We start from the raw sequence: 20802 nt of genomic DNA, 5'->3' as shown, positions 1-20802 counted from the left end.
AGTACTTTATTTGGTTTTTACTCTATAAAGAGAAATAAACACCACTCACACAAAAGATTTGCTATGATTACAGAAAACAATCTTTCTGAAAACGAAGAAAATACAATTTCTACCGAGGAAACTCAACAGGAAATACAAGAAAACACAGTTTCTTCTGAAGAAACTGCACATGAAGAGGAAACTGAGCATGCAGAAGAGCATGTAGACGAAGCTATTTCTTTAGCTGATGCTCTCAAAGAAATGGAAAAAATCATCAATTCTACGGCTGCAGGGGAAAATTTCAGACAGTTCAATTTACTAAAAGAAAAAGCAAGTCACGCCATTCATGATGAGATTGAAGATAAAAAGCACGAATATACTGATGCAGGAAACGCACCTGAAAATTTCAGTTTCGAGCATCCTGCACAATCTAAACTTTCTGCGCTGATTCACATTTTCAAAGAAAAACACGACACCTTCCAGAAAGGTCAGGAAGAAGAGCAGAAAAAAAATCTTGATCATCGTCAAGCATTGATCGACAGACTGAAAAATTTGTATACCAATTCTGAACCCGGAGTTAATCTTTTTAAATCAATTCGTGAGATTAAAGAAGAATGGTCAAAAGCCGGACAGGTTGCAAAATCTGAATTTAAAATCCTCAACAATAATTATTTCCACCATTTGAATCAGTTTTATCAAATGCTGGATCTGAATAAAGAATTTCTTGAGCAGGAGTACAGCCATAATCTTGAAAAAAGACAGCACATTATTGCCCGTGCAAAAGAGCTTGAAAATGAGCCGGTTGTACAAAAAGCTTTAAATGAATTACAATATCTTCACAAACTTTGGAAAGAAGAGGCAGAACCTGTAGCTGAAGAATTTCGTGAAAAAACATGGGATGAATTTAAGGAAATCTCAAATAAAATTCACGAAAGAAAATCTGAACTTTCTGCCGCTATTGAAACCGAGCAGAATGCCAATCTTGAAAAGAAAAATGAGATTATTGGTGAGATTAAAAAATTATCTGAACCAACAGACACTCCAAACCATAATTACTGGCAGAACGCTATCAAAAGAGTTGAAGAACTTCGTTCTGAATTCTTAAAAACAGGAAATGTCCCGAGAAAATTATCCAACAACAACTGGAATGATTTTAAAGCTACCTTAAGAAATTTCAATACGACTAAAAATAATTATTACAAGTCTTTAAAAGGTTCTCAGCAGGAGAATTTAGATGAGAAATTAAAACTCATCCAGACTGCGAAAGACAATATGCTTTCGGAAGACTGGGAAATGGCAGTGGCACTTTTCAAAAAACTTCAGGACGACTGGAAAAAAATAGGTCACGTACCGAAAAGCATGACCAATAAGATTTGGGATGAGTTCCGTGAAGCCTGTAATACATTCTTTAATAATTTCCGTGAAAAAAGCAATGCTTCTACCGATAACTGGAAAGAAAATTACAAGCAGAAAAAAGAAATTCTTGAAGAATTGAAAACCATTTCTGATGAAGAAGGAAGTATTGAGAAAATTGAAAATATAAAAACTTCCTGGAACAACATCGGTAAAGTTCCAAGAGATAAAATCGGAATCAATTCTGAATTTAACAAGACTTTAAGAGAAAAATTAAAGCTGAATAAAATCAACGAACTTGAGCTGAAAGAAGAAGGTCTATCTGAAAACCAATTAACTGACAAAGCAAGAAAAATCAAGAGCCAAATCTCTGATCTTGAGGCTGAAATCGTAAAATTGGAAAACAATCTGGCATTCTTCAAAAAACCGTCAAGAGACAATCCTATGCTTGCAGATACGTACAACACGATCGATAACAAGAAAGCTCACCTGGAGACTTTGAAGCAGAATCTGCACAGCATCATTTCAGGAGATTAAAATAGAAATTACAATTATACAGGCGAAGCAAAGAAATTTGTCTTCGCCTTTTTCATATTATGCAGGACAAATTTTATATAAAAAGATGCATCGAGCTGGCAAAAAAAGCTCTGGGAGATACTTATCCAAATCCTTTGGTGGGAAGCGTGATTGTTCATCATGGGAAAATTATTGGTGAAGGTTATCATCACCAAGCAGGAGAAAATCATGCAGAAATAAATGCTATCAACTCGGTTGAAAATAAGAGTCTAATTCCGGAATCTACCATCTATGTTTCGCTGGAACCTTGTGCTCATTTTGGCAAAACTCCGCCTTGTGCTTTGAAAATCGTAGAATTGGGATTCAAAAAAGTAGTTATCGGCGCCATGGATTCTCATGATAAAGTAAATGGAAAAGGAAAAAAAATTATTCAGGATGCAGGAATCGAAGTAGTATCCGGAATTTTGGAAAATGAGTGTATTGATCTAAATAAAAGATTCTTTACTTATCATCAGAAAAAACGTCCTTTCATTGTTTTAAAATGGGCACAATCCGCTGACGGATTTATGGATAAAGATTTTAAACCTTATCAGATCAGCAATTCGCTTACGAAACAGTATGTGCACGAATTGAGAAATAATGAACACGCTATTTTAATTGGAACGATGACTGCTCTTCGCGATAACCCTAGTCTGACAACGAGAGAAGTTACAGGCAGAAACCCAGTTAGAATTCTGATTGATATAGATTTGAAAGTTCCAGATGATTATCATATTTATAATCATGAAGCAGAAACTTTGATATTTAACTCGGTGAAAAATTCAGATGAAGGACATCTTAAATTCATCAAAACCGAAAGAGAAAATTTTATCGAAAAGCTTTTAAAAAAATTACACGAGTTACAGATACAATCTGTTATTGTTGAAGGTGGCGGTATGGTTTTGCAGCAGTTTATTGATGCTGATTTATGGGATGAAACCATTGTTATAAAAAATAAAGAACTCTTCGTAGGAAACGGAACTAAAGCTCCTAAATTTCTGCATGAACCTTTCGAGACCAAACAATTCAGAGATAATCTGGTAGAATTTCATAAAAATTCTCATTAGAAATTAAGAAATGCAGCACGAATATAAAACTATAGAAGAACCTGTTGAAAATGTATTTCTTAAAGAAAAAGGAAGCAAATTTATCGGTTTTGCTTTCCCTGTAAACAATGAAGCCGAACTAAAAAATGCTCTGGAAAAAGTAAAATCAGAACATCCAAAAGCAACCCATCACTGCTATGCTTTCAGAATGGGTTTACGTGGAGAAAATTACCGTGCTAATGACGATGGAGAACCTTCTGGAAGTGCAGGTTTACCAATATACAATCAGCTTTTGGCAAACGAAATCACCAATGTTTTAGTCATCAGTGTCCGATATTACGGCGGAACCAAACTAGGCGTTTCAGGTTTGGTAAAAGCTTATAAAGAATCTGCTAAAATTACTTTAGAAGAAGCAAACATCATTACAAAAGAACTGGAAACTGAGATTGAAATTAAGTTTCAATTTGATCAGCAAAATATTATCTTCACTTTGCTATCAAAGTTTGATGCTAAAGTTGTGAATTTTGATGCTAATGAAAACTGTATTTTGAAAGCTGTATTAAAAATTGCCCATAAAGAAAACATCTCAGAAAAACTTTCTGAGATGCAACATATTTCTTTTGATTTTCAAGATTAGATTAATCTCTGCGACCTCCCATTAACAGGGATGCAAAATAAAGCAGTTGAGCTAAAGAACCGATTGCTGCAACAAGATAGGTTCTCGCCGCCCAAGTCAAACTGTCTTTTACACCAACAAATTCTTCTGTAGTTACAGTTCCTGTATCTTTCAACCATTTCATTGCTCTGTTACTGGCGTCGTATTCTACAGGAAGTGTTATAAATGCAAAAAGTGTAGTTAATGCAAACATGATAACACCAATCAATAAAACAATTTTATTCCCGCTTGCTACCATCAGTATAACACCACCCATGATGACGAACTGCATTAAATTTGAACTGATACTAACAACCGGAACAAGTTTTGATCTCAGTTGCAGCATAGAATATCCTACAGCATGCTGTACAGCGTGACCGCACTCATGAGCTGCGACCGCTGCCGCTGCAGCATTTCTCTGCATATAAACTCCTTCAGAAAGATTTACTGTTTTATCTGCAGGATTATAATGATCTGTCAACTGTCCCGGAACTGAAATTACCTGTACGTCATTAATTCCGTTGTCTCTCAACATTTTTTCTGCTACTTCTTTACCTGAAAGTCCATTTCTAAGGTGTACTTTAGAATAGTATTCGAATTTGGATTTCAATCTTGCACAAACCAGCCAGCTTACAAGCATTGAGATTCCTATAATAAGGTAATAACCTGTCATAATTGTTTTTTTTAAATCATTTTATAACAAAAGATCATGTAAAAACTGTGCCAAAGGTTTGACAATATTTATTTATATTTGTAATAGAAATTACCCTCAAATACTATGTCAGCAGTTTCAGTTTTTGAAATAAAAACACCTAACGAATTAAAACAATTTGTAAAATTCCCGATGGATTTGTATAAAAACAATCCATATTATGTGCCTTCATTAATTAAAGATGAATTGAATGCCTGGAATTCTCAGGAAAATCCTGCGTTGCAATATTGTGAGGCGAAGCAGTTTTTAGCTTGGAAAAACAATAAAATTGTTGGTAGAATTGCGGTAATTATTAATCATAAGGAAGAAAAAGAGCTCGGCATCAGAAAAGTTCGTTTCGGATGGATTGATTTTATTGATGATCAGGAAGTTTCAAAAGCTCTGATTAATACAGTCATTGATTATGCAAAATCGCATCAGATTGACCGTATTGAAGGACCGATGGGTTTTACAAATCTCGATAAGGCAGGAATGCTGACTTTCGGATTTGAAAAAATTGCCACGATGATCGGAATTTACAACCATGAATATTATCCTAAGCATATTGAAAGTCTCGGCCTGGTAAAAGAAAAAGAATGGGTAGAATTTGAAATGAATTTCCCTAAAATCCTGCCTCCTAAAGTTGAAAAATTCAGTAAACTGATTGCTGAAAAATACAATTTAAGAGTTTTAGATTTTAATAGTAAAGAAGAGATTTTACCTTACGTAAAACCGATGTTTAAGTTGCTTGACGAGACGTACAAACATCTTTCCACCTACACTCCTATCTCCGAAGAACAGATTAAAACTTATAAAGAGAAGTTCTTTCCCATGATTGCTAAAAACTACGTAATCTGTGTAGTGGATGAACATGATGAATTGGTTTCTTTCGCTGTGACGATGCCTTCTTATTCGAGAGCATTGCAAAAAGCTAAGGGCAAGCTTTTCCCGTTTGGATGGTGGCATTTTCTTCAGGCTCAAAAGAAAAACGACCGCGCTAACTTTTATCTCATCGGAATTCATCCGGAATATCAGAGACGTGGTGTAACTGCAATTATTTTCAAAGAAATTTTTGTTCGTTTCAACAATATGGGGATCGATTTTGCAGAAACTAACCCGGAATTGGAGGAAAACAAAAGCGTACAGGTACTTTGGCAGGATTACAATCCCGTTAATCACAAAAGAAGAAGAACGTATTCTTTAAAATTTTAATATGAAAATACATCTGATTTTTTTTGCCATTCTCATCGCAGGATTCATCTCATATAATGTTTTTTTTAAGATAGAAGACGACAGAATAAACACTATTTTCAACATCTTGTATGCAAGTATACTTTTTGCTTACATCTCTTTCATGGCATTTGCTCTGCTTAAGAAAATGAAAAAGTAACTCCTATTTTTATTGATTCTAAATTATCGGTTTTCTCCATTTTCATCAGACTTTTAAGTTGATTAATTTCATGCTTTATTGTTTATTGTCTAAATTTGCAACTTGAGATAATAATGTAAAAATGAATTTACCCGAAAGTTATATTCCGATACTCATACAAGCCGGTGTAGCCATTGGTTTTGTTGCCATTTCTTTGCTTGGAGCTCATTTTTTGGGACCACAGCAGAAAAAAGGGAATTCTGTAAAAAACTCAAGCTGGGAATGTGGTATTCCTGTTGAAGGAAATGCGAGAACTCCGTTTTCTATTAAATATTTCTTAACAGCAGTGCTTTTTGTATTGTTTGATATCGAAATCGTATTCTTTTATCCATACGCTGTCAACTTTAGAGAATTCGGAGTTGAAGGTTTTTTCGCAGTTCTAATGTTTGTAGCAATTTTCTTTCTGGCATTTTTTTATGTCTGGAAACGCGGAGCATTAGATTGGGATAAATAATTAATTATAATTTTAAATAAGAGATTTAGATAAACACAATTGAATTAAAGTTAACATTAACCGTAATTTTAAATCTAAATTAAAATCTTAAAATCAACAAAATGTCAGATCAAAAACCAATTATAAGAACAGATGCACCGGCTCCCGAAGGATTTGAAGGAGAAGGTTTTTTCGCAACAAAACTGAGCAGCGTAATCGGAATGGCAAGAAAGTTTTCACTTTGGCCCTTACCTTTTGCAACTTCTTGTTGTGGCATCGAATTCATGGCAACCCTAAACCCAACTTATGATGCTTCAAGATTTGGTATGGAAAGAAACTCTTTCTCACCAAGACAAGCAGATATGCTGATGGTTTGCGGAACTATTTCTAAAAAATTAGGACCTGTTTTGAAAGAAGTTTACACTCAGATGGCTGAGCCAAAATGGGTTGTAGCTGTGGGAGCATGTGCTTCAAGCGGTGGTATTTTCGACAGTTATTCTGTTTTGCAGGGAATTGACAAAATTATCCCGGTAGACGTTTACGTTCCCGGATGCCCGCCAAGACCAGAGCAGATCATCGAAGGGGTAATGCAGGTTCAGGCATTGGCAGAAAGTGAAAGCCTGCGAAGAAGAGATGCACCGGAATATCAGCATTTACTAGACTCTTATAATATTAGCAACTAAGAGAATGACGAACGAATTTGTATTAGAAGCCATTACAAGAGAATTTCCAGACACTGTAATTTCTAGTTCAGAACCTTACGGAATGCTGACCATTGAAGTTAAAAAAGAAGACATCAAAAAAATCATTCATTATTTGAAAGATTCATCTTTAGAAATTAATTTCCTTACAGATGTTTGTGGAATCCATTACCCGGAATTTCCTGAGAAAGAAATTGGTGTCGTGTATCATGTACAAAATATGATGACCAACTTCAGACTGCGTTTGAAGATTTTCATGTCAAGAGAAAATATCGAAGTTGATTCTCTCACAGAATTATATGCTGGAGCAAACTGGATGGAAAGAGAAACTTTTGATTTCTACGGAATTAAATTCAAAGGACACCCTGATTTAAGACCTATTTTAAATATGGAAGATCTGGGTTACCACCCAATGTTGAAAGAATATCGTCTTGAAGACGGTACAAGAACCGACAAGGACGACGCAATGTTCGGAAGATAAAAATAATGCAGTAAGCAGTAAGCAATAAGCTTAAAGCCTAAAGCCTAAAGCATTTAAAATATGAAAGATAACTCATTATCTAATATACTTAACCAACACGAAAGTAAAGAACAGATTGACGGGCAGTTATACACCTTGAATCTGGGTCCTACGCACCCTGCAACACACGGTATTTTCCAGAATGTGTTGACGATGGATGGAGAAAGAATTCTTCATGCCGAGCAAACGGTTGGTTACATTCACAGAGCTTTTGAGAAAATTTCTGAAAGAAGAAACTACGCTCAGATTACAACCCTTACAGACCGTATGAACTACTGTTCTGCCCCTATCAATAACATAGGATGGCACATGACAGTAGAAAAATTATTAGGTATAAAAGTTCCCAAACGTGTAGATTACATGCGTGTTATTTTAATGGAACTGGCAAGAATCGGTGACCATTTGATTTGTAACGGAGTAACCGGGATGGATGCGGGTGCAATTACAGGTCTTACTTATATGTTTATCGAAAGAGAGCGTATCTACGACATGTACGAGCAGATTTGTGGTGCTAGAATGACTACGAATATGGGTAGAATCGGAGGCTTTGAAAGAGATTTCACTCCAAAATTCCATGAATTATTAAAAGATTTCTTAAAAACTTTCCCGGCAAGATTTGCTGAATTCGGACAATTGCTGGAGAGAAATAGAATCTTTATGGACAGAACTATTGGCGCAGGAGCAATTTCTGCTGAACGTGCCTTAAGCTATGGTTTTACAGGTCCGAATTTACGTGCAGCCGGTGTAGATTATGATGTAAGAGTTGCAGAACCTTATTCATCTTACGAAGATTTTGATTTTATCATTCCTGTAGGAACAGCAGGTGATACTTATGACAGATTTATGGTTCGTCAGCAAGAAATCTGGGAATCATTAAAAATAATCAATCAGGCTTACGATAATCTTCCGGAAGGAGATTTCCATGCGGATGTTCCTGACTTCTATCTTCCTGAAAAAGCAGATGTTTATCAAAAAATGGAAGCGCTCATCTATCACTTTAAAATTGTAATGGGTGAAACAGATGTTCCGAAAGGAGAAGTATACCACGCTGTTGAAGGTGGAAACGGAGAACTAGGATTCTATTTGGTAAGTGATGGTGGAAGAACACCTTATAGACTTCACTTTAGAAGACCATGTTTCATCTATTATCAGGCTTATCCTGAAATGATTACAGGTGCTGTGATTTCTGATGCAATCGTTACGATGTGCAGCATGAATATTATTGCAGGAGAATTAGACGCATAATACATTAGATAAAAGAAGAAAGACAAAAGACTTTCTTCAAACAATATAAATACGAATTTAGAATAATCGGACCTTCAGAATCTTTTTTCTTTGTTCCTTACTCTTTAATCTTAGATAAAAAAATGAGCGAAACAATAGCTTTTAAACCGGAAAGTTTACAGCAGGTACATAAAATTATCGCTAGATACCCTGAAGGAAAACAAAAATCTGCTCTTCTTCCTGTTCTTCATATAGCACAGAAAGAATTTGGAGGTTGGTTAGACGTCCCTGTAATGGATTATGTTGCTGAATTATTGAGTATTAAGCCAATTGAAGTATATGAAGTGGCAACTTTCTACACCATGTTCAATATGAAGCCTGTCGGTAAATATGTTTTAGAAGTATGCAGAACCGGACCTTGTATGGTATCTGGAAGTGAAAAAATATTAGATCATATCAGAACAAAGCTTAACATTAAAGACGGCGAAACAACTGCAGACGGAATGTTTACATTGAAACCTGCTGAATGTCTGGGAGCTTGCGGATATGCTCCAATGTTACAGCTAGGAAAGTTTTATCACGAAAATTTAACCATAGAAAAAGTAGACGAAATCCTTGATCTTTGCAGAGAAGGACAAGTTGATTTGGGCTAAATAAATTTTAAACTAATTAAAAAAAGTAGAGCTTTCACACTTAGCTTGTCGACGTGTAGAAGCCATTCGCTAAAAGCATATTAAAAATGAGTAAAAAACTTTTACTTAAAGACGCACATATTGAAGGCATCCGCTATCTGAAAACTTACCGCAAACAGGGAGGTTATGGAGCAGCAGAAAAAGCCTTAAAAATGACACCCGATGAAATTCTTGAAGAAGTAAAAGTTTCAGGTCTTCGTGGTCGTGGTGGCGCAGGTTTCCCAACAGGGATGAAGTGGAGCTTTCTGGCAAAACCGGAAGGCGTGCCGAGACACTTGGTCGTAAATGCAGATGAATCTGAACCGGGAACTTTCAAAGACCGATATTTAATGGAATTTCTTCCTCATCTTTTGATCGAGGGAATGTTGATTTCATCGTATTGTTTAGGGTCAAATGTTTCTTACATCTACATCCGTGGAGAATATTCATGGATTCCTGATATTTTAGAAGAAGCTATTGAAGAAGCTAAAGCAGCAGGATTTTTAGGTAAAAACATCTTAGGAACTGGTTTCGATTGTGAAATTTATGTTCAGAGAGGTGGCGGCGCTTATATCTGCGGTGAAGAAACTGCTTTACTTGAATCCCTTGAAGGAAAAAGAGGAAACCCAAGATTAAAACCACCTTTCCCGGCTGTAAAAGGACTTTGGGAAAGACCAACGGTTGTAAATAACGTTGAATCTATCGCAGCAATTGTTCCGATTATCGACATTACAGGAGCAGAGTATGCTAAAATAGGTGTTGGAAGATCTACAGGTACAAAATTGATTTCGGCCTGCGGAAATATCAATAAGCCAGGAGTTTACGAAATCGACATGACCATTACTGTTGAAGAATTCATATACTCTGATGAATATTGTGGTGGAATTCCAAACGGGAAAAAGCTAAAAGCTTGTATTCCAGGAGGAAGTTCGGTTCCGATTGTTCCGGCAAACTTATTATTGAAAACCGTAAACGGTGAACCAAGATATATGAACTATGAATCTCTTGCTGACGGTGGTTTTGCTACAGGAACGATGATGGGTTCAGGAGGTTTTATTGTCTTAGACGAAGACCAGTGTGTTGTAGAACACACCATGACTTTGGCAAGGTTTTATCACCACGAAAGTTGCGGACAATGTACTCCATGCCGTGAAGGAACAGGATGGATGCACAAGATTTTAAAGAAGATAGAAAAAGGAGAAGGAAAAATGGAAGACATCGATTTACTTTGGGACATCCAGAGAAAAATTGAAGGAAACACTATTTGTCCTTTAGGTGATGCGGCAGCATGGCCCGTTGCAGCAGCGATTCGTCACTTCAGAGATGAATTTGAATGGCACGTGAAAAATCCTGAATTAAGTCAAACACAAAACTACGGATTGGCAAATTATGCAGACCCCATTCCGGTAGTAGTAAGTAATTAAGATACAAACACAAATTGAAAAATATATTCGTGCTTTTATTATTAATAGGATTTAATTCTATTAATTTAAAAGGACAACAACAGGAGGAAAACAGCAGAGTTTTCAAAAAAGGAAGCTTTATGGTGTTCTGGGGATGGAATAATGCAAAATATTCAAAATCAGATATTCGCTTTAAAGGCGACGGGTATGATTTTCAATTAGATAATGTAGTTGCAAATGACAGACAGACCAAATTTGATTGGGGAACCTATTTTAATCCGGGAAGTATAACGATTCCTCAGGTTAATTATAGAATTACCTATTTTCCGAAAGATAATTTTGGAATTACCTTGGGAATGGATCATATGAAATATGTGATGGATCAAAACCAGAGTGTAAATTTAAAGGGATACATCAACGATCCTAAATATGCAGGAATGGTGAATGATGATAAAGTAGACTTAAGCAGTGAAGAGTTTTTAACATTCGAACACACTGATGGTCTGAATTACATCAATATTGGGGCTCAAAAGTATCATAACGTTTTAGATAAAAAACATCTTGATATCTTCCTGAGTTATGGAGCTGGATTAGGTGCTTTATTACCTAAATCTAATGTTAGACTGATGGGAAATGAAAGAAGTGACAGATTTCATTTGGCCGGGTTTGGACTGGATGCAAGAGCAGGTTTAAGTATGGTAGTCATTAAACATATTGTACTTCAGGCAGAAGGAAAGTTTGGATATATCAATATGCCGGATATTAAAACGACACTGAACAACAAGCCAGATAAAGCTTCTCAGGATTTTGTATATGCACAATTCAATTTTGGAATCGGATATACTTTTAATACAACAAAAAAGTCAAATTAATTTGATTTTAATTAATAAATAGAACTATTGCTTACCGCATATAAAGCGAAAAAATATGAGCGAAGAGGTTAAGAAATTTAAAATAACGATAGACGGACAGACTGCCGAAGTTTTGCCCGGAACTTCTATTTTAGAAGCAGCCAGACAAATAGGAGGAAAATCTGTACCACCTGCAATGTGCTATTACAGCAAATTAGAAGCAAGTGGAGGAAGATGCAGAACGTGTTTGGTGGAAGTTTCTAAAGGTTCGGAAGCAGATCCGCGACCGATGCCGAAATTGGTAGCAAGTTGCAGAACCAATGTAATGGACGGAATGGAAGTGAAAAATCTTTCTTCTGATAAAGCACAGGAAGGTCGTAAAGCTGTTACCGAATTTTTATTGGTGAATCACCCGTTAGATTGCCCGGTTTGCGATCAGGCAGGAGAATGTCATCTTCAGGATTTAGGATATGAATATGGAGATCCTGACACCAGAACTGATTTTGAAAGAAATACGTATGATGCAGATGACTTAGGTCCGAATATCAAACTGAATATGAACCGTTGTATCTTGTGTGCAAGATGCGTTTTGGCAGCAAATCAACTGACTGGTGAGCGTGAACACGGAATTCTGTTCAGAGGAGATCATGCTGAAATTTCAACTTATTTAAATAAAGCATTAGATAATGATTTCATCGGAAACGTAATCGACGTTTGTCCGGTTGGAGCATTAACAGACAGAACAGCACGTTTTACAAGCAGAGTTTGGTTTACAAAACCAATGAATGCTTCTTGTGAATGTGATAAGTGTTCTGGTAAAACTACTGTATATTTGAAAGGTGACGAAGTGGTAAGAGTTACTGCAAGAAAAGATCAGTGGGGAGAAGTCGAAGAATTCATCTGTGACACTTGTCGTTTCGAAAGAAAGAGCCTTAGCGACTGGAACATTGAAGGTCCAAGACATATCGACAGACATTCAGTAATTTCATTGAACCATTACGAGAAGCCTAAAGACGAATTGAGAGTTTTAGACAATCCTATGGCGAAAGAAATCAGCGAAAAAGACGAAAAATAATTTTAAAGACATCAGATTTCAGACATTAGATAACAGATTTAATCTAACCTCTAATTTCTAACTTCTAATATCTAATATCAAAATAAAAAATGGATTTACTTACATTTAAATTAATACTTGTACTGGCACTTTTCCTGTTATCATTAACGATAGCGGCCTACTCTACCTGGGCAGAAAGAAAAGTGGCGGCTATTATGCAGGACAGAATCGGGCCTAACAGATCTGGGCCATTCGGTTTGCTGCAGCCTCTTGCCGATGGTGGAAAATTTTTCTTTAAAGAAGATTTTACTCCGCAAAATGCAGAAAGATTTCTTTTTGTATTGGGACCTGCATTGGTGATGTTTATTTCATTGATTACCGGAGCCGTTATCCCTTGGGGAAAAACTTTGAATATTGGTGGTGAATCTTTCGATTTACAAGTGGCTAATATTGATGTGGGTGTACTATTCATCATCGGTATGGCTTCTATCGGAGTTTACGGAATTATGATCGGAGGTTGGGCTTCCAATAATAAATATTCATTATTAGGTGCAATCCGTGCTTCTTCGCAGATGATTTCTTACGAATTGGCGATGGGTCTTGCTTTACTTTCTATCATCATGATGACGGGAAGTTTAGATTTAAAAGTGATTACCGAAACTCAGACTTCAGGTAAAATCTGGGGACTTTTTGAAATAGACGGATTAAACTGGAATATACTTTACCAGCCTTTAGCATTTTTAATTTTCTTTGTTGCGGCTTTGGCAGAAACCAACCGTCACCCTTTCGATTTACCTGAATGTGAATCTGAATTGGTTACAGGATATTCTACAGAATATTCTTCAATGAAGTTAGGATTGTATATGTTTGGTGAATATGTGAACATGTTTATTTCAAACGCATTTATCGTAGTTCTTTTCTTCGGAGGGTACAATTACCCGGGAATTGAGTGGGTCACTCAGAATTGGGGAGAAAATGCAGCTGGAATTTTAAGCATTGTAGCATTTTTAACAAAAACGATTGTCGGAATTTTGATCTTTATGTGGATCAGATGGACGTTACCAAGATTCAGATACGATCAGTTGATGCACTTAGGATGGAAAACTTTGATTCCGTTAGCATTGGTTAATCTGATGATTACAGGAGCAGTAATTTTAGCTTTTGGAAATTAAAAAAATTGAATATAAATTAAGATAACAGACAAGATTGGTCTAAAATCTAATGTCTAACATCTAATATCTATAAATAAATGAAACTTACAAACAGATCAAAAGTTGTTTCAAATAAAGAAATGACCTTTTCTGAGAAAATCTACCTTCCGGCGATTTTTAAAGGAATGGGGATTACTTTTAAGCATGCTGTGAGAACCGTTATAAAAGGCGCACCTGCAGTATATTCTTATCCGGAAGTACAAAAACCGAGAGCAGATATCTGGAGAGGTCAGCATGTTTTGAAAAGAGATGAGGAAGGCAGAGAAAGATGTACAGCTTGTGGATTGTGCGCAGTGGCATGTCCTGCTGAAGCAATCACCATGACTGCTGCAGAAAGAACTAAAGAAGAAAAAGATCTTTACAGGGAAGAAAAATATGCATCCGTATATGAAATCAATATGTTGAGATGTATTTTCTGCGGAATGTGTGAAGAAGCTTGTCCGAAATCTGCCATTTATCTTACAGACCGTTTGGTGGATGTAGAAACCAACAGAGGTTCTTTCATTTACGGAAAAGATAAATTAGTTGAAAAAATTAATGAAAGGATTGACATCACAGAAAGACAGTCCGAGAAACAAAAAAATGCGGTAAAATAATGGATCAGTTTTTATTTTTCTTAGTGGCGTTTTTAGCAGTGTCAAGTGCGGTTTATTTCGTATTTGCGAGAAATCCTCTCTACGCTATTCTGTCATTAATTGTTACAATGTTTTCAATCGCCGGAATGTACATTCTTCTGAATGCACAGTTTTTGGCCATTATACAGATCATCGTTTATGCAGGTGCGATCATGGTTTTATTCCTATACATCTTAATGATGCTTAACCTTAATAAAGAAGACGAAAGTAAGAAGAACAATACTTTAAAGTTTGTTGGAGTTTTTACAGCAGGTCTTTTATTAATTGGGGTTTTAGGTGTTTTCAGAGGAGTTCAGGAAAAACATTTGGTCGTAGAAAACGTAGACAAAGGCGTTGGTCTTACCAAGAATCTCGGAAGACTTTTATTCAACGAATATGTTTTGCCGTTTGAGCTTGCTTCCATCCTGATTTTAGCAGGTATTGTAGGTGCGGTATTAATCGGTAAAAAAGATTTATAAATTATGGGAGAAGTAAATACTTTTATGCAAAGCGTCCCTCTGGAATATTTCATCATCCTTTCGTCAGTATTGTTCTGTCTTGGAGTTTTAGGAGTGTTGCTGAGAAAAAACGCAATTGTAATTTTGGGTTGTGTGGAGCTTATGCTGAATTCTGTAAACCTTTTGCTGGCTGCATTTTCAGCGTACAACGGGAACAGTGACGGGCAACTTTTAGTTTTCTTCATTATGGTGGTTGCTGCTGCAGAAGTAGCGGTAGGTTTGGCAATTATTGCGATGCTCTACAGAAATACCCGTTCTGTGGATGTAAGTATATTTAATAAATTAAGAGGATAAAGAATGGAGAATTTAGTCTATGCAATAATACTTTTACCACTTTTAGGTTTTCTGATCAACGGTTTATTCGGGAAAAATCTTCCAAAGATAGTGGTTGGTTCTCTGGCTACGGCAATGGTTTTTATTCCGTTCTGTATTGCAGTAAGCATTTTTATGAATTTCGATTCTGAAAGCCAGCCCGTGATCGTAAAAGCTTTTGAATGGTTTAGAGTCAACGGAATTCAAATCAACTTCGGTTTTCAGATCGATCAGCTGTCATTAATGATGGTAATGATCATCACAGGAATCGGGTCTTTGATTCACCTCTACTCTATCGGATATATGAGTCATGATAAAGGTTTCTATAAGTTTTTCACTTATTTAAATTTATTTATCTTCTCCATGTTACTTTTGGTCATGGGAAGCAACTACTTAATCTTATTCATCGGATGGGAAGGGGTAGGTTTATGTTCTTACTTACTGATTGGCTTCTGGTACACGAACGAAGAATATGGGAAAGCAGCAAGAAAAGCTTTCATCATGAACAGAATTGGTGACCTTGCTTTGTTGATTGGAATCTTTATGATTGCTTCTCAAACAAATGCAGTTGATTATTTAACGGTCGCTCAAAATGCAGGAAAATTTGAATTAGACGGTACAATCATTATATTTATTACTTCAAGTTTATTTATTGGTGCTACCGGAAAATCTGCTCAGGTTCCTTTATATACATGGTTACCTGATGCGATGGCTGGTTCGTACTCCGGTTTCTGCATTGATTCACGCAGCGACGATGGTAACTGCAGGTATTTATTTGGTGGTAAGATCAAACTTCTTATTTACTTTAGCACCAACCGTTCAGGACGGAATTTTATTAATCGGATTCTTAACCGCAGCAATGGCAGGTTTCTATGCACTTCGTCAGAACGATATCAAAAAAGTATTGGCGTATTCTACGGTTTCACAACTAGGCTTTATGTTTATCGCTTTAGGTTTGGGAGCTTATACAACGGCAATGTTCCACGTAATGACGCATGCTTTCTTTAAAGCTTTGTTATTCTTGGGTGCAGGTTCTGTCATTCACGCAATGAGCAACGAACAGGATATGCGTTTCATGGGAGGTTTGAAAAAGTATATTCCAATCACTCATGCAACTTTCTTGATCGGTACATTGGCGATCTCAGGATTTCCTTTATTATCAGGGATGATTTCAAAAGACGAAATTTTAGTAGCGGCTTATGCTAAAAACCCGATTTACTGGGTAATGCTATTTATTTTAGCGGCTGTTACTGCAACATATATGTTCAGATTATATTATCTGACTTTCCACGGAGATTTCAGAGGAACAGAAGAACAGAAACATCATTTACACGAAAGTCCATTAAACATGACTTTACCATTAATCGTTTTGGCTATCCTTTCAGTAGTCGGAGGTTTTATTAACCTTCCTCACTTCATCGGTCACGGTCATTATGCTAAATTAATGGAATGGCTAAAACCGGTATTGACAGAAGAAAGCTTTAAGCAAATGGAAGCTACGCTTACAGGAGTAGCAGAAAGTACCGAATTTATTCTTTTAGGAGCAACTGTTGCCATGTTTTTTGCAGTTTGGTTTCTGGTGAAAAATACTTATGTAAATAAGAAAAAAAGAGCTATCGCTGAAGACGATTATACAGGATGGGAAAAACTATCTGCTAAGAAACTATATGTTGACGAACTTTACAACGCTTTGATTGTAAAAACTGTCGAAGGACTGGGACGTGGCGGAAAAATGTTTGACAAAGGCGTTCTGGATCGTTTTGTAGACTACATCGGAGAAGGCGCTGAAGACAGCGGAAGATCGATGAAGCGTATACAGAACGGAAATGTAGAAAACTACATTCTGATCATGTCTTTAGCTGTGGGAATTATATTAATTGTTAACTTTATATTACAATAATGTCTGATTATTTACTATTAACATTATTACTATTACCTCTTGTAGGTTCGGGATTGGTCTTTGCGTGGAGGAATACTTCCAGCAAATACCTGGCATTAGGAATTGCTTTAATTCAAATGCTGCTTACCTTTTACGTAGTTTCGGATTTTGATTTTAATCCGACCGTAGACAGCGTATTGCAGTACGAGATCAACTATCCTTGGTCACAGTTTATAAAAAGTAGTCTGCATTTCGGAATAGACGGGATGAGTTTGCTTCTTTTATTGTTGACCAATATTTTGATGCCGATCATTATCCTTTCGTCTTTTAACGAAAATGTAAGCTATAAAAATTCTTTTTACGGTCTTATTTTGCTGATGCAATTCGGACTGGTTGGTGTTTTCACTGCATTAGACGGATTGTTGTTTTACATTTTCTGGGAAGTAACTTTGATTCCGATCTGGTTTATCGCTGCACTTTGGGGTCAGGAAAACAAAAGACTGGAGTTCACTACAAAATTCTTCGTGTATACTTTCGTAGGATCATTGTTTATGTTGGCAGGTTTAATTTACGTTTACACTCATTCAGCATCATTTGCTTTAACAGATTTATATAACGCAGACCTCGGTGAAACTCAACAAATTGTTATTTTCTGGTTTATCTTCTTTGCATTTGCAGTTAAACTTCCGGTTTTCCCATTCCACACTTGGCAGCCGGACACTTATACTTACTCTCCTACTCAGGGATCGATGTTGTTATCAGGGATTATGCTTAAAATGGCGATCTATGGTGTACTTCGTTATCTGATTCCTATTACGCCAACGGCAATCTTCGGGATTTCCGGACAGATTGTAATTATCCTGGCGATTGTAGGAATTGTGCACGGAGCATTAATCGCAATTATCCAGACCGATATGAAGAGAATCATTGCGTATTCTTCTTTCTCTCACGTTGGATTGATGGTGGCTGGTATTTTCTCATCAGCAGTTCTTACTTTAAGAGGAACATTTACGATTGAAGGAGCTGAAGGAGCTTTGGTACAGACATTTGCTCATGGTATGAACGTGGCAGGTTTGTTTTTCTGTGCTGATATTTTATACAAAAGATTTAAATCAAGAGACATCAGACAGATGGGAGGTTTGGCGAAAGTCGCTCCTAAATTTGCTGTATTGTTTTTAATTATCATATTAGGTTCAATGGGAGTTCCGTTAACGAATGGTTTTATTGGGGAATTTATTTTGATTAAATCGATCTTTGATTTTAATGTATTGGCTTCAGTAATCGCCGGTCTTACAGTTATTCTCTGTGCTGTTTACTTATTGAGATTCTACGGGAAAGCAATGTTTGGACAAGGCGACGAAGCGGTTTTAAGTACAGCAAAAGATTTATCGGCAGTAGAATTCTCGGTATTGGCAAGTATTGCAGTATTTGTAATTGTATTGGGAGTTTTTCCTCAGCCGGTGATTGATATGGTAAGTAGTTCACTGAAGTTTATTTATACTTCAATGATTAACTAAAATTTAAATAGTAAAAGATTAAGAATTATTCAGAGAGCGTATAGATTAAAGAGAAAAGATAATAGATTAAAGATTTTGAAGACTGTATTTAACAAACTTTAAACTTAAACAAACAACTTTACCTTTAAACCTTTCGATCTCCAATCTCAAATATAAATTATGAGTGTTTTAATTATTGTTTTCCTAACTGCAGTTGCTGCGTTATTTTCAGGAGTTTTTGAGCAAGGAAAACTCGCAAGATACATAGGTGTTTTTGGATTAATCATTGCCTTGTATGTGAGCTTTTTGCCGGAAGCATCATTTTTCGAGCAATACAGACACATGTATGAATTCAGTGCAAATGCAGCTTTATTCACAAAGATTTCTATTGTAACGACTTTGCTGTTGTTCTTCTTAGGAGGTTTTGCATTCAGCAATCACAGAAGCCATCAGTCAGAATTGTATGCTTTGATGCTTTTTGCTCTTTGTGGCGGAATTATCCTTTTCGGTTTCCAAAACTTAGTGACTTTATTCTTAGGTGTTGAGATTCTTTCGATTCCATTGTATGTAATGGCGGGAGCGAACAAAACAGATTTAAGATCAAACGAAGCTTCAATTAAATATTTCCTGATGGGTGCATTCGCAACAGGTTTCTTGTTGTTTGGTATCGCATTTATCTATGGAAGTACAGGAACTTTCGATTTATATAAAATTCAGGAATTTACGGAAACCAATCCTAAAAATATTATGTTGATTTTAGGAGTGATCTTAATGCTCTGCGCAATGTCATTCAAAGTAGCTTTGGCACCGTTTCATATGTGGAGTCCTGATGTTTATGCAGGTTCGCCTTCACTGATTACAGCGTTCATGGCAAGTGTCGTGAAAATCTCAGGATTCTTCGCATTGTTCAGATTAATGACCATCGGATTCTCCGGTGTAACTGCTGAATGGATCAATATTCTTGGGGTATTCCTGATCATCACTTTGGTTCTTGCTAACGTTATGGGACTTGCACAGACCAATGCGAAAAGAATGTTGGCGTACTCTTCAGTTTCTCACGCAGGATATATCGGTTTGGTTTTCTTCGGAATGAATGCGCTTTCTCCATATACATTAGCATTTTATTTATTCGCCTATTCACTTTCAACAGTTGGAGTTTTTATGTGTCTAATCTGGGTAGAAAAGATCAAAAGAGAAACATCTTTCGGAGCATTCAAAGGGTTGGCAAAAACAGAACCTTTATTGGCAGTTGTGGCAACCATCTCTTTACTGTCAATGGCGGGAATTCCTTTGACGGCAGGGTTTATGGGTAAATTCTCATTATTTGCTCAGGCTTTGAAGAAAGATGACAATACATTCCTAGTCATTGTAGCAGTTTTAGGTTCGGCTATTTCAATTGCATACTACTTAAGATTAATTATTGCAATGTTTTTCTTTAAAGAAACAACGTTCAAAACTGCAGAAAAAGTAACGATTACGTACAATATTGTTGCTGTTGTGATTATTGCATCATTAGTAGTGTTAGGAGTTTATCCTGATTTGTTTGCTAGGCAGTTCGGTTTATAAAATAAGATTTAAATCAAATACTATAAAACCTTCCAATTAACTGGAAGGTTTTTTTATGAATCAATATTCGTATTTATTCAAATAACGGTTACGATACTTATCTCGTTAATTTGTTTGTATTGTTGATTTGTTATACCTAAAATACTTTTCATATACCACTTTATTTCTTTTGTAGGGTGAAAGAACAAAGTTTAGACAGTTCTGCCTGACAATTAAAATTTGTTTTTCGGATTTAAAAAATATTTTTATCTTCAAAACAGATTTTAACGAAAAAAATTAACGCGTAAGCTATCATATTGGTATTAGAAAACTGCGAATCTTCTATGACAACCAAATTTTGATAGACTTACGCCTGTGTCTACTGCTGGCGCAGGCGTAGTCTTTCTGGTCTTTGGGTTCTTCGCGGTACCTCTAATACGGATCGACTTCTGTCCTGCGCCTTTCTTATTTTCAATAATCACAAAGCCAACTAAAAAAAATGCAATTATATAACACGACAGCTTCTGTCGCATTTGATGTTGATCTTTACAGAATATATCATTAATACTAAGAAAAATAAAGATGAAAAAAGAATTCTGCATTAATTGATGAACAATAATTAACAATGATTAAGGGTTTCCTTATTTTAAGAATTAAAAATA

At 36.1% G+C, this 20802-nt stretch carries 20 protein-coding genes and 1 pseudogene; 20 read left to right on the top strand and 1 reads right to left on the bottom strand.

The features are described from left to right. The first annotated feature begins 63 nt into the window (after positions 1-63). From ACZZZA_RS08200 to ACZZZA_RS08190, 3 genes are read left to right on the top strand one after another with little or no spacing between them, the layout of a single operon-like run. Positions 64-1869: a DUF349 domain-containing protein gene (locus tag ACZZZA_RS08200; protein ID WP_463430795.1), complete on the top strand. Its 1806-nt coding sequence runs from the start codon at positions 64-66 to the stop codon at positions 1867-1869. Between the two features lie 59 nt (positions 1870-1928). After that, the gene (gene ribD, locus ACZZZA_RS08195; RefSeq protein ID WP_463430793.1) at positions 1929-2954 is read left to right on the top strand and encodes a bifunctional diaminohydroxyphosphoribosylaminopyrimidine deaminase/5-amino-6-(5-phosphoribosylamino)uracil reductase RibD; all 1026 of its coding nucleotides are present in this window, start codon (positions 1929-1931) and stop codon (positions 2952-2954) included. 10 nt (positions 2955-2964) lie between these two features. Next, positions 2965-3570: an IMPACT family protein gene (locus tag ACZZZA_RS08190; protein WP_463430791.1), complete on the top strand. Its 606-nt coding sequence runs from the start codon at positions 2965-2967 to the stop codon at positions 3568-3570. A 1-nt stretch (position 3571) separates the two neighbouring features. On the opposite strand, the gene ACZZZA_RS08185 is transcribed toward ACZZZA_RS08190, so the two are convergent. Further along, a complete protein-coding gene (locus ACZZZA_RS08185) occupies positions 3572-4261 on the bottom strand; it encodes a zinc metallopeptidase (protein WP_463430789.1) in 690 nt (229 codons plus the stop codon). Between the two features lie 105 nt (positions 4262-4366). Between ACZZZA_RS08185 and ACZZZA_RS08180 the strand changes: the two genes are divergently transcribed. From ACZZZA_RS08180 to ACZZZA_RS08100, 17 genes and pseudogenes are all read left to right on the top strand, one after another. Next, a complete protein-coding gene (locus ACZZZA_RS08180; RefSeq protein WP_463430787.1) occupies positions 4367-5491 on the top strand; it encodes a GNAT family N-acetyltransferase in 1125 nt (374 codons plus the stop codon). 1 nt (position 5492) lies between these two features. Then, positions 5493-5669 carry a hypothetical protein gene (locus ACZZZA_RS08175; RefSeq protein ID WP_463430785.1) on the top strand — a complete coding sequence of 59 codons (177 nt, stop codon included), beginning with the start codon at positions 5493-5495 and terminating at the stop codon, positions 5667-5669. Between the two features lie 121 nt (positions 5670-5790). Next, the gene (locus ACZZZA_RS08170; protein WP_047447213.1) at positions 5791-6162 is read left to right on the top strand and encodes an NADH-quinone oxidoreductase subunit A; all 372 of its coding nucleotides are present in this window, start codon (positions 5791-5793) and stop codon (positions 6160-6162) included. A gap of 101 nt (positions 6163-6263) precedes the next feature. Continuing rightward, positions 6264-6824, top strand: coding sequence for an NADH-quinone oxidoreductase subunit B (locus ACZZZA_RS08165; RefSeq protein ID WP_229985859.1), 561 nt, complete (start codon positions 6264-6266; stop codon positions 6822-6824). Positions 6825-6828: 4 nt separating this feature from the next. Beyond that, complete coding sequence (locus ACZZZA_RS08160; protein WP_463430780.1) at positions 6829-7323, top strand: NADH-quinone oxidoreductase subunit C; 495 nt, start codon at positions 6829-6831, stop codon at positions 7321-7323. 60 nt (positions 7324-7383) lie between these two features. Beyond that, positions 7384-8607, top strand: a complete 1224-nt coding sequence (locus tag ACZZZA_RS08155) for an NADH-quinone oxidoreductase subunit D (protein WP_463430778.1) — start codon at positions 7384-7386, stop codon at positions 8605-8607. A 122-nt stretch (positions 8608-8729) separates the two neighbouring features. Beyond that, on the top strand, positions 8730-9239 hold the full coding sequence (locus ACZZZA_RS08150; protein ID WP_162087288.1) for an NADH-quinone oxidoreductase subunit NuoE family protein: 510 nt from the start codon (positions 8730-8732) through the stop codon (positions 9237-9239). A gap of 86 nt (positions 9240-9325) precedes the next feature. Then, positions 9326-10681 carry an NADH-quinone oxidoreductase subunit NuoF gene (gene nuoF / locus ACZZZA_RS08145; protein ID WP_463430775.1) on the top strand — a complete coding sequence of 452 codons (1356 nt, stop codon included), beginning with the start codon at positions 9326-9328 and terminating at the stop codon, positions 10679-10681. A gap of 29 nt (positions 10682-10710) precedes the next feature. Then, positions 10711-11532 (top strand): hypothetical protein, encoded by an 822-nt coding sequence (locus ACZZZA_RS08140; RefSeq protein WP_463430773.1) that lies wholly within the window; start codon positions 10711-10713, stop codon positions 11530-11532. 55 nt (positions 11533-11587) lie between these two features. Beyond that, positions 11588-12586, top strand: a complete 999-nt coding sequence (locus ACZZZA_RS08135) for an NADH-quinone oxidoreductase subunit G (RefSeq protein ID WP_463430771.1) — start codon at positions 11588-11590, stop codon at positions 12584-12586. An 89-nt stretch (positions 12587-12675) separates the two neighbouring features. Next, positions 12676-13737: an NADH-quinone oxidoreductase subunit NuoH gene (gene nuoH / locus ACZZZA_RS08130; protein ID WP_463430770.1), complete on the top strand. Its 1062-nt coding sequence runs from the start codon at positions 12676-12678 to the stop codon at positions 13735-13737. Between the two features lie 77 nt (positions 13738-13814). Continuing rightward, complete coding sequence (locus ACZZZA_RS08125; RefSeq protein ID WP_463430769.1) at positions 13815-14372, top strand: NuoI/complex I 23 kDa subunit family protein; 558 nt, start codon at positions 13815-13817, stop codon at positions 14370-14372. Next, positions 14372-14869 carry an NADH-quinone oxidoreductase subunit J family protein gene (locus ACZZZA_RS08120; protein ID WP_242804485.1) on the top strand — a complete coding sequence of 166 codons (498 nt, stop codon included), beginning with the start codon at positions 14372-14374 and terminating at the stop codon, positions 14867-14869. Before ACZZZA_RS08125 ends, ACZZZA_RS08120 begins: the two co-directional genes overlap by 1 nt. 3 nt (positions 14870-14872) lie before the next feature. After that, complete coding sequence (gene nuoK, locus ACZZZA_RS08115) at positions 14873-15202, top strand: NADH-quinone oxidoreductase subunit NuoK (RefSeq protein WP_047447237.1); 330 nt, start codon at positions 14873-14875, stop codon at positions 15200-15202. Positions 15203-15205: 3 nt separating this feature from the next. Beyond that, positions 15206-17120, top strand: a pseudogene (gene nuoL, locus ACZZZA_RS08110) (NADH-quinone oxidoreductase subunit L). Next, on the top strand, positions 17120-18616 hold the full coding sequence (locus ACZZZA_RS08105; RefSeq protein WP_463430768.1) for a complex I subunit 4 family protein: 1497 nt from the start codon (positions 17120-17122) through the stop codon (positions 18614-18616). Before nuoL ends, ACZZZA_RS08105 begins: the two are co-directional and overlap by 1 nt. A 159-nt stretch (positions 18617-18775) precedes the next feature. After that, positions 18776-20161: an NADH-quinone oxidoreductase subunit N gene (locus ACZZZA_RS08100; protein WP_463430767.1), complete on the top strand. Its 1386-nt coding sequence runs from the start codon at positions 18776-18778 to the stop codon at positions 20159-20161. Positions 20162-20802: the final 641 nt, after the last annotated feature.

It is taken from the genome of Chryseobacterium sp. AC405b, from assembly GCF_979258685.1.
The sequence above is the reverse complement of the archived record's forward strand: the minus strand, read 5'-3'. Positions and strand labels throughout refer to the sequence as shown.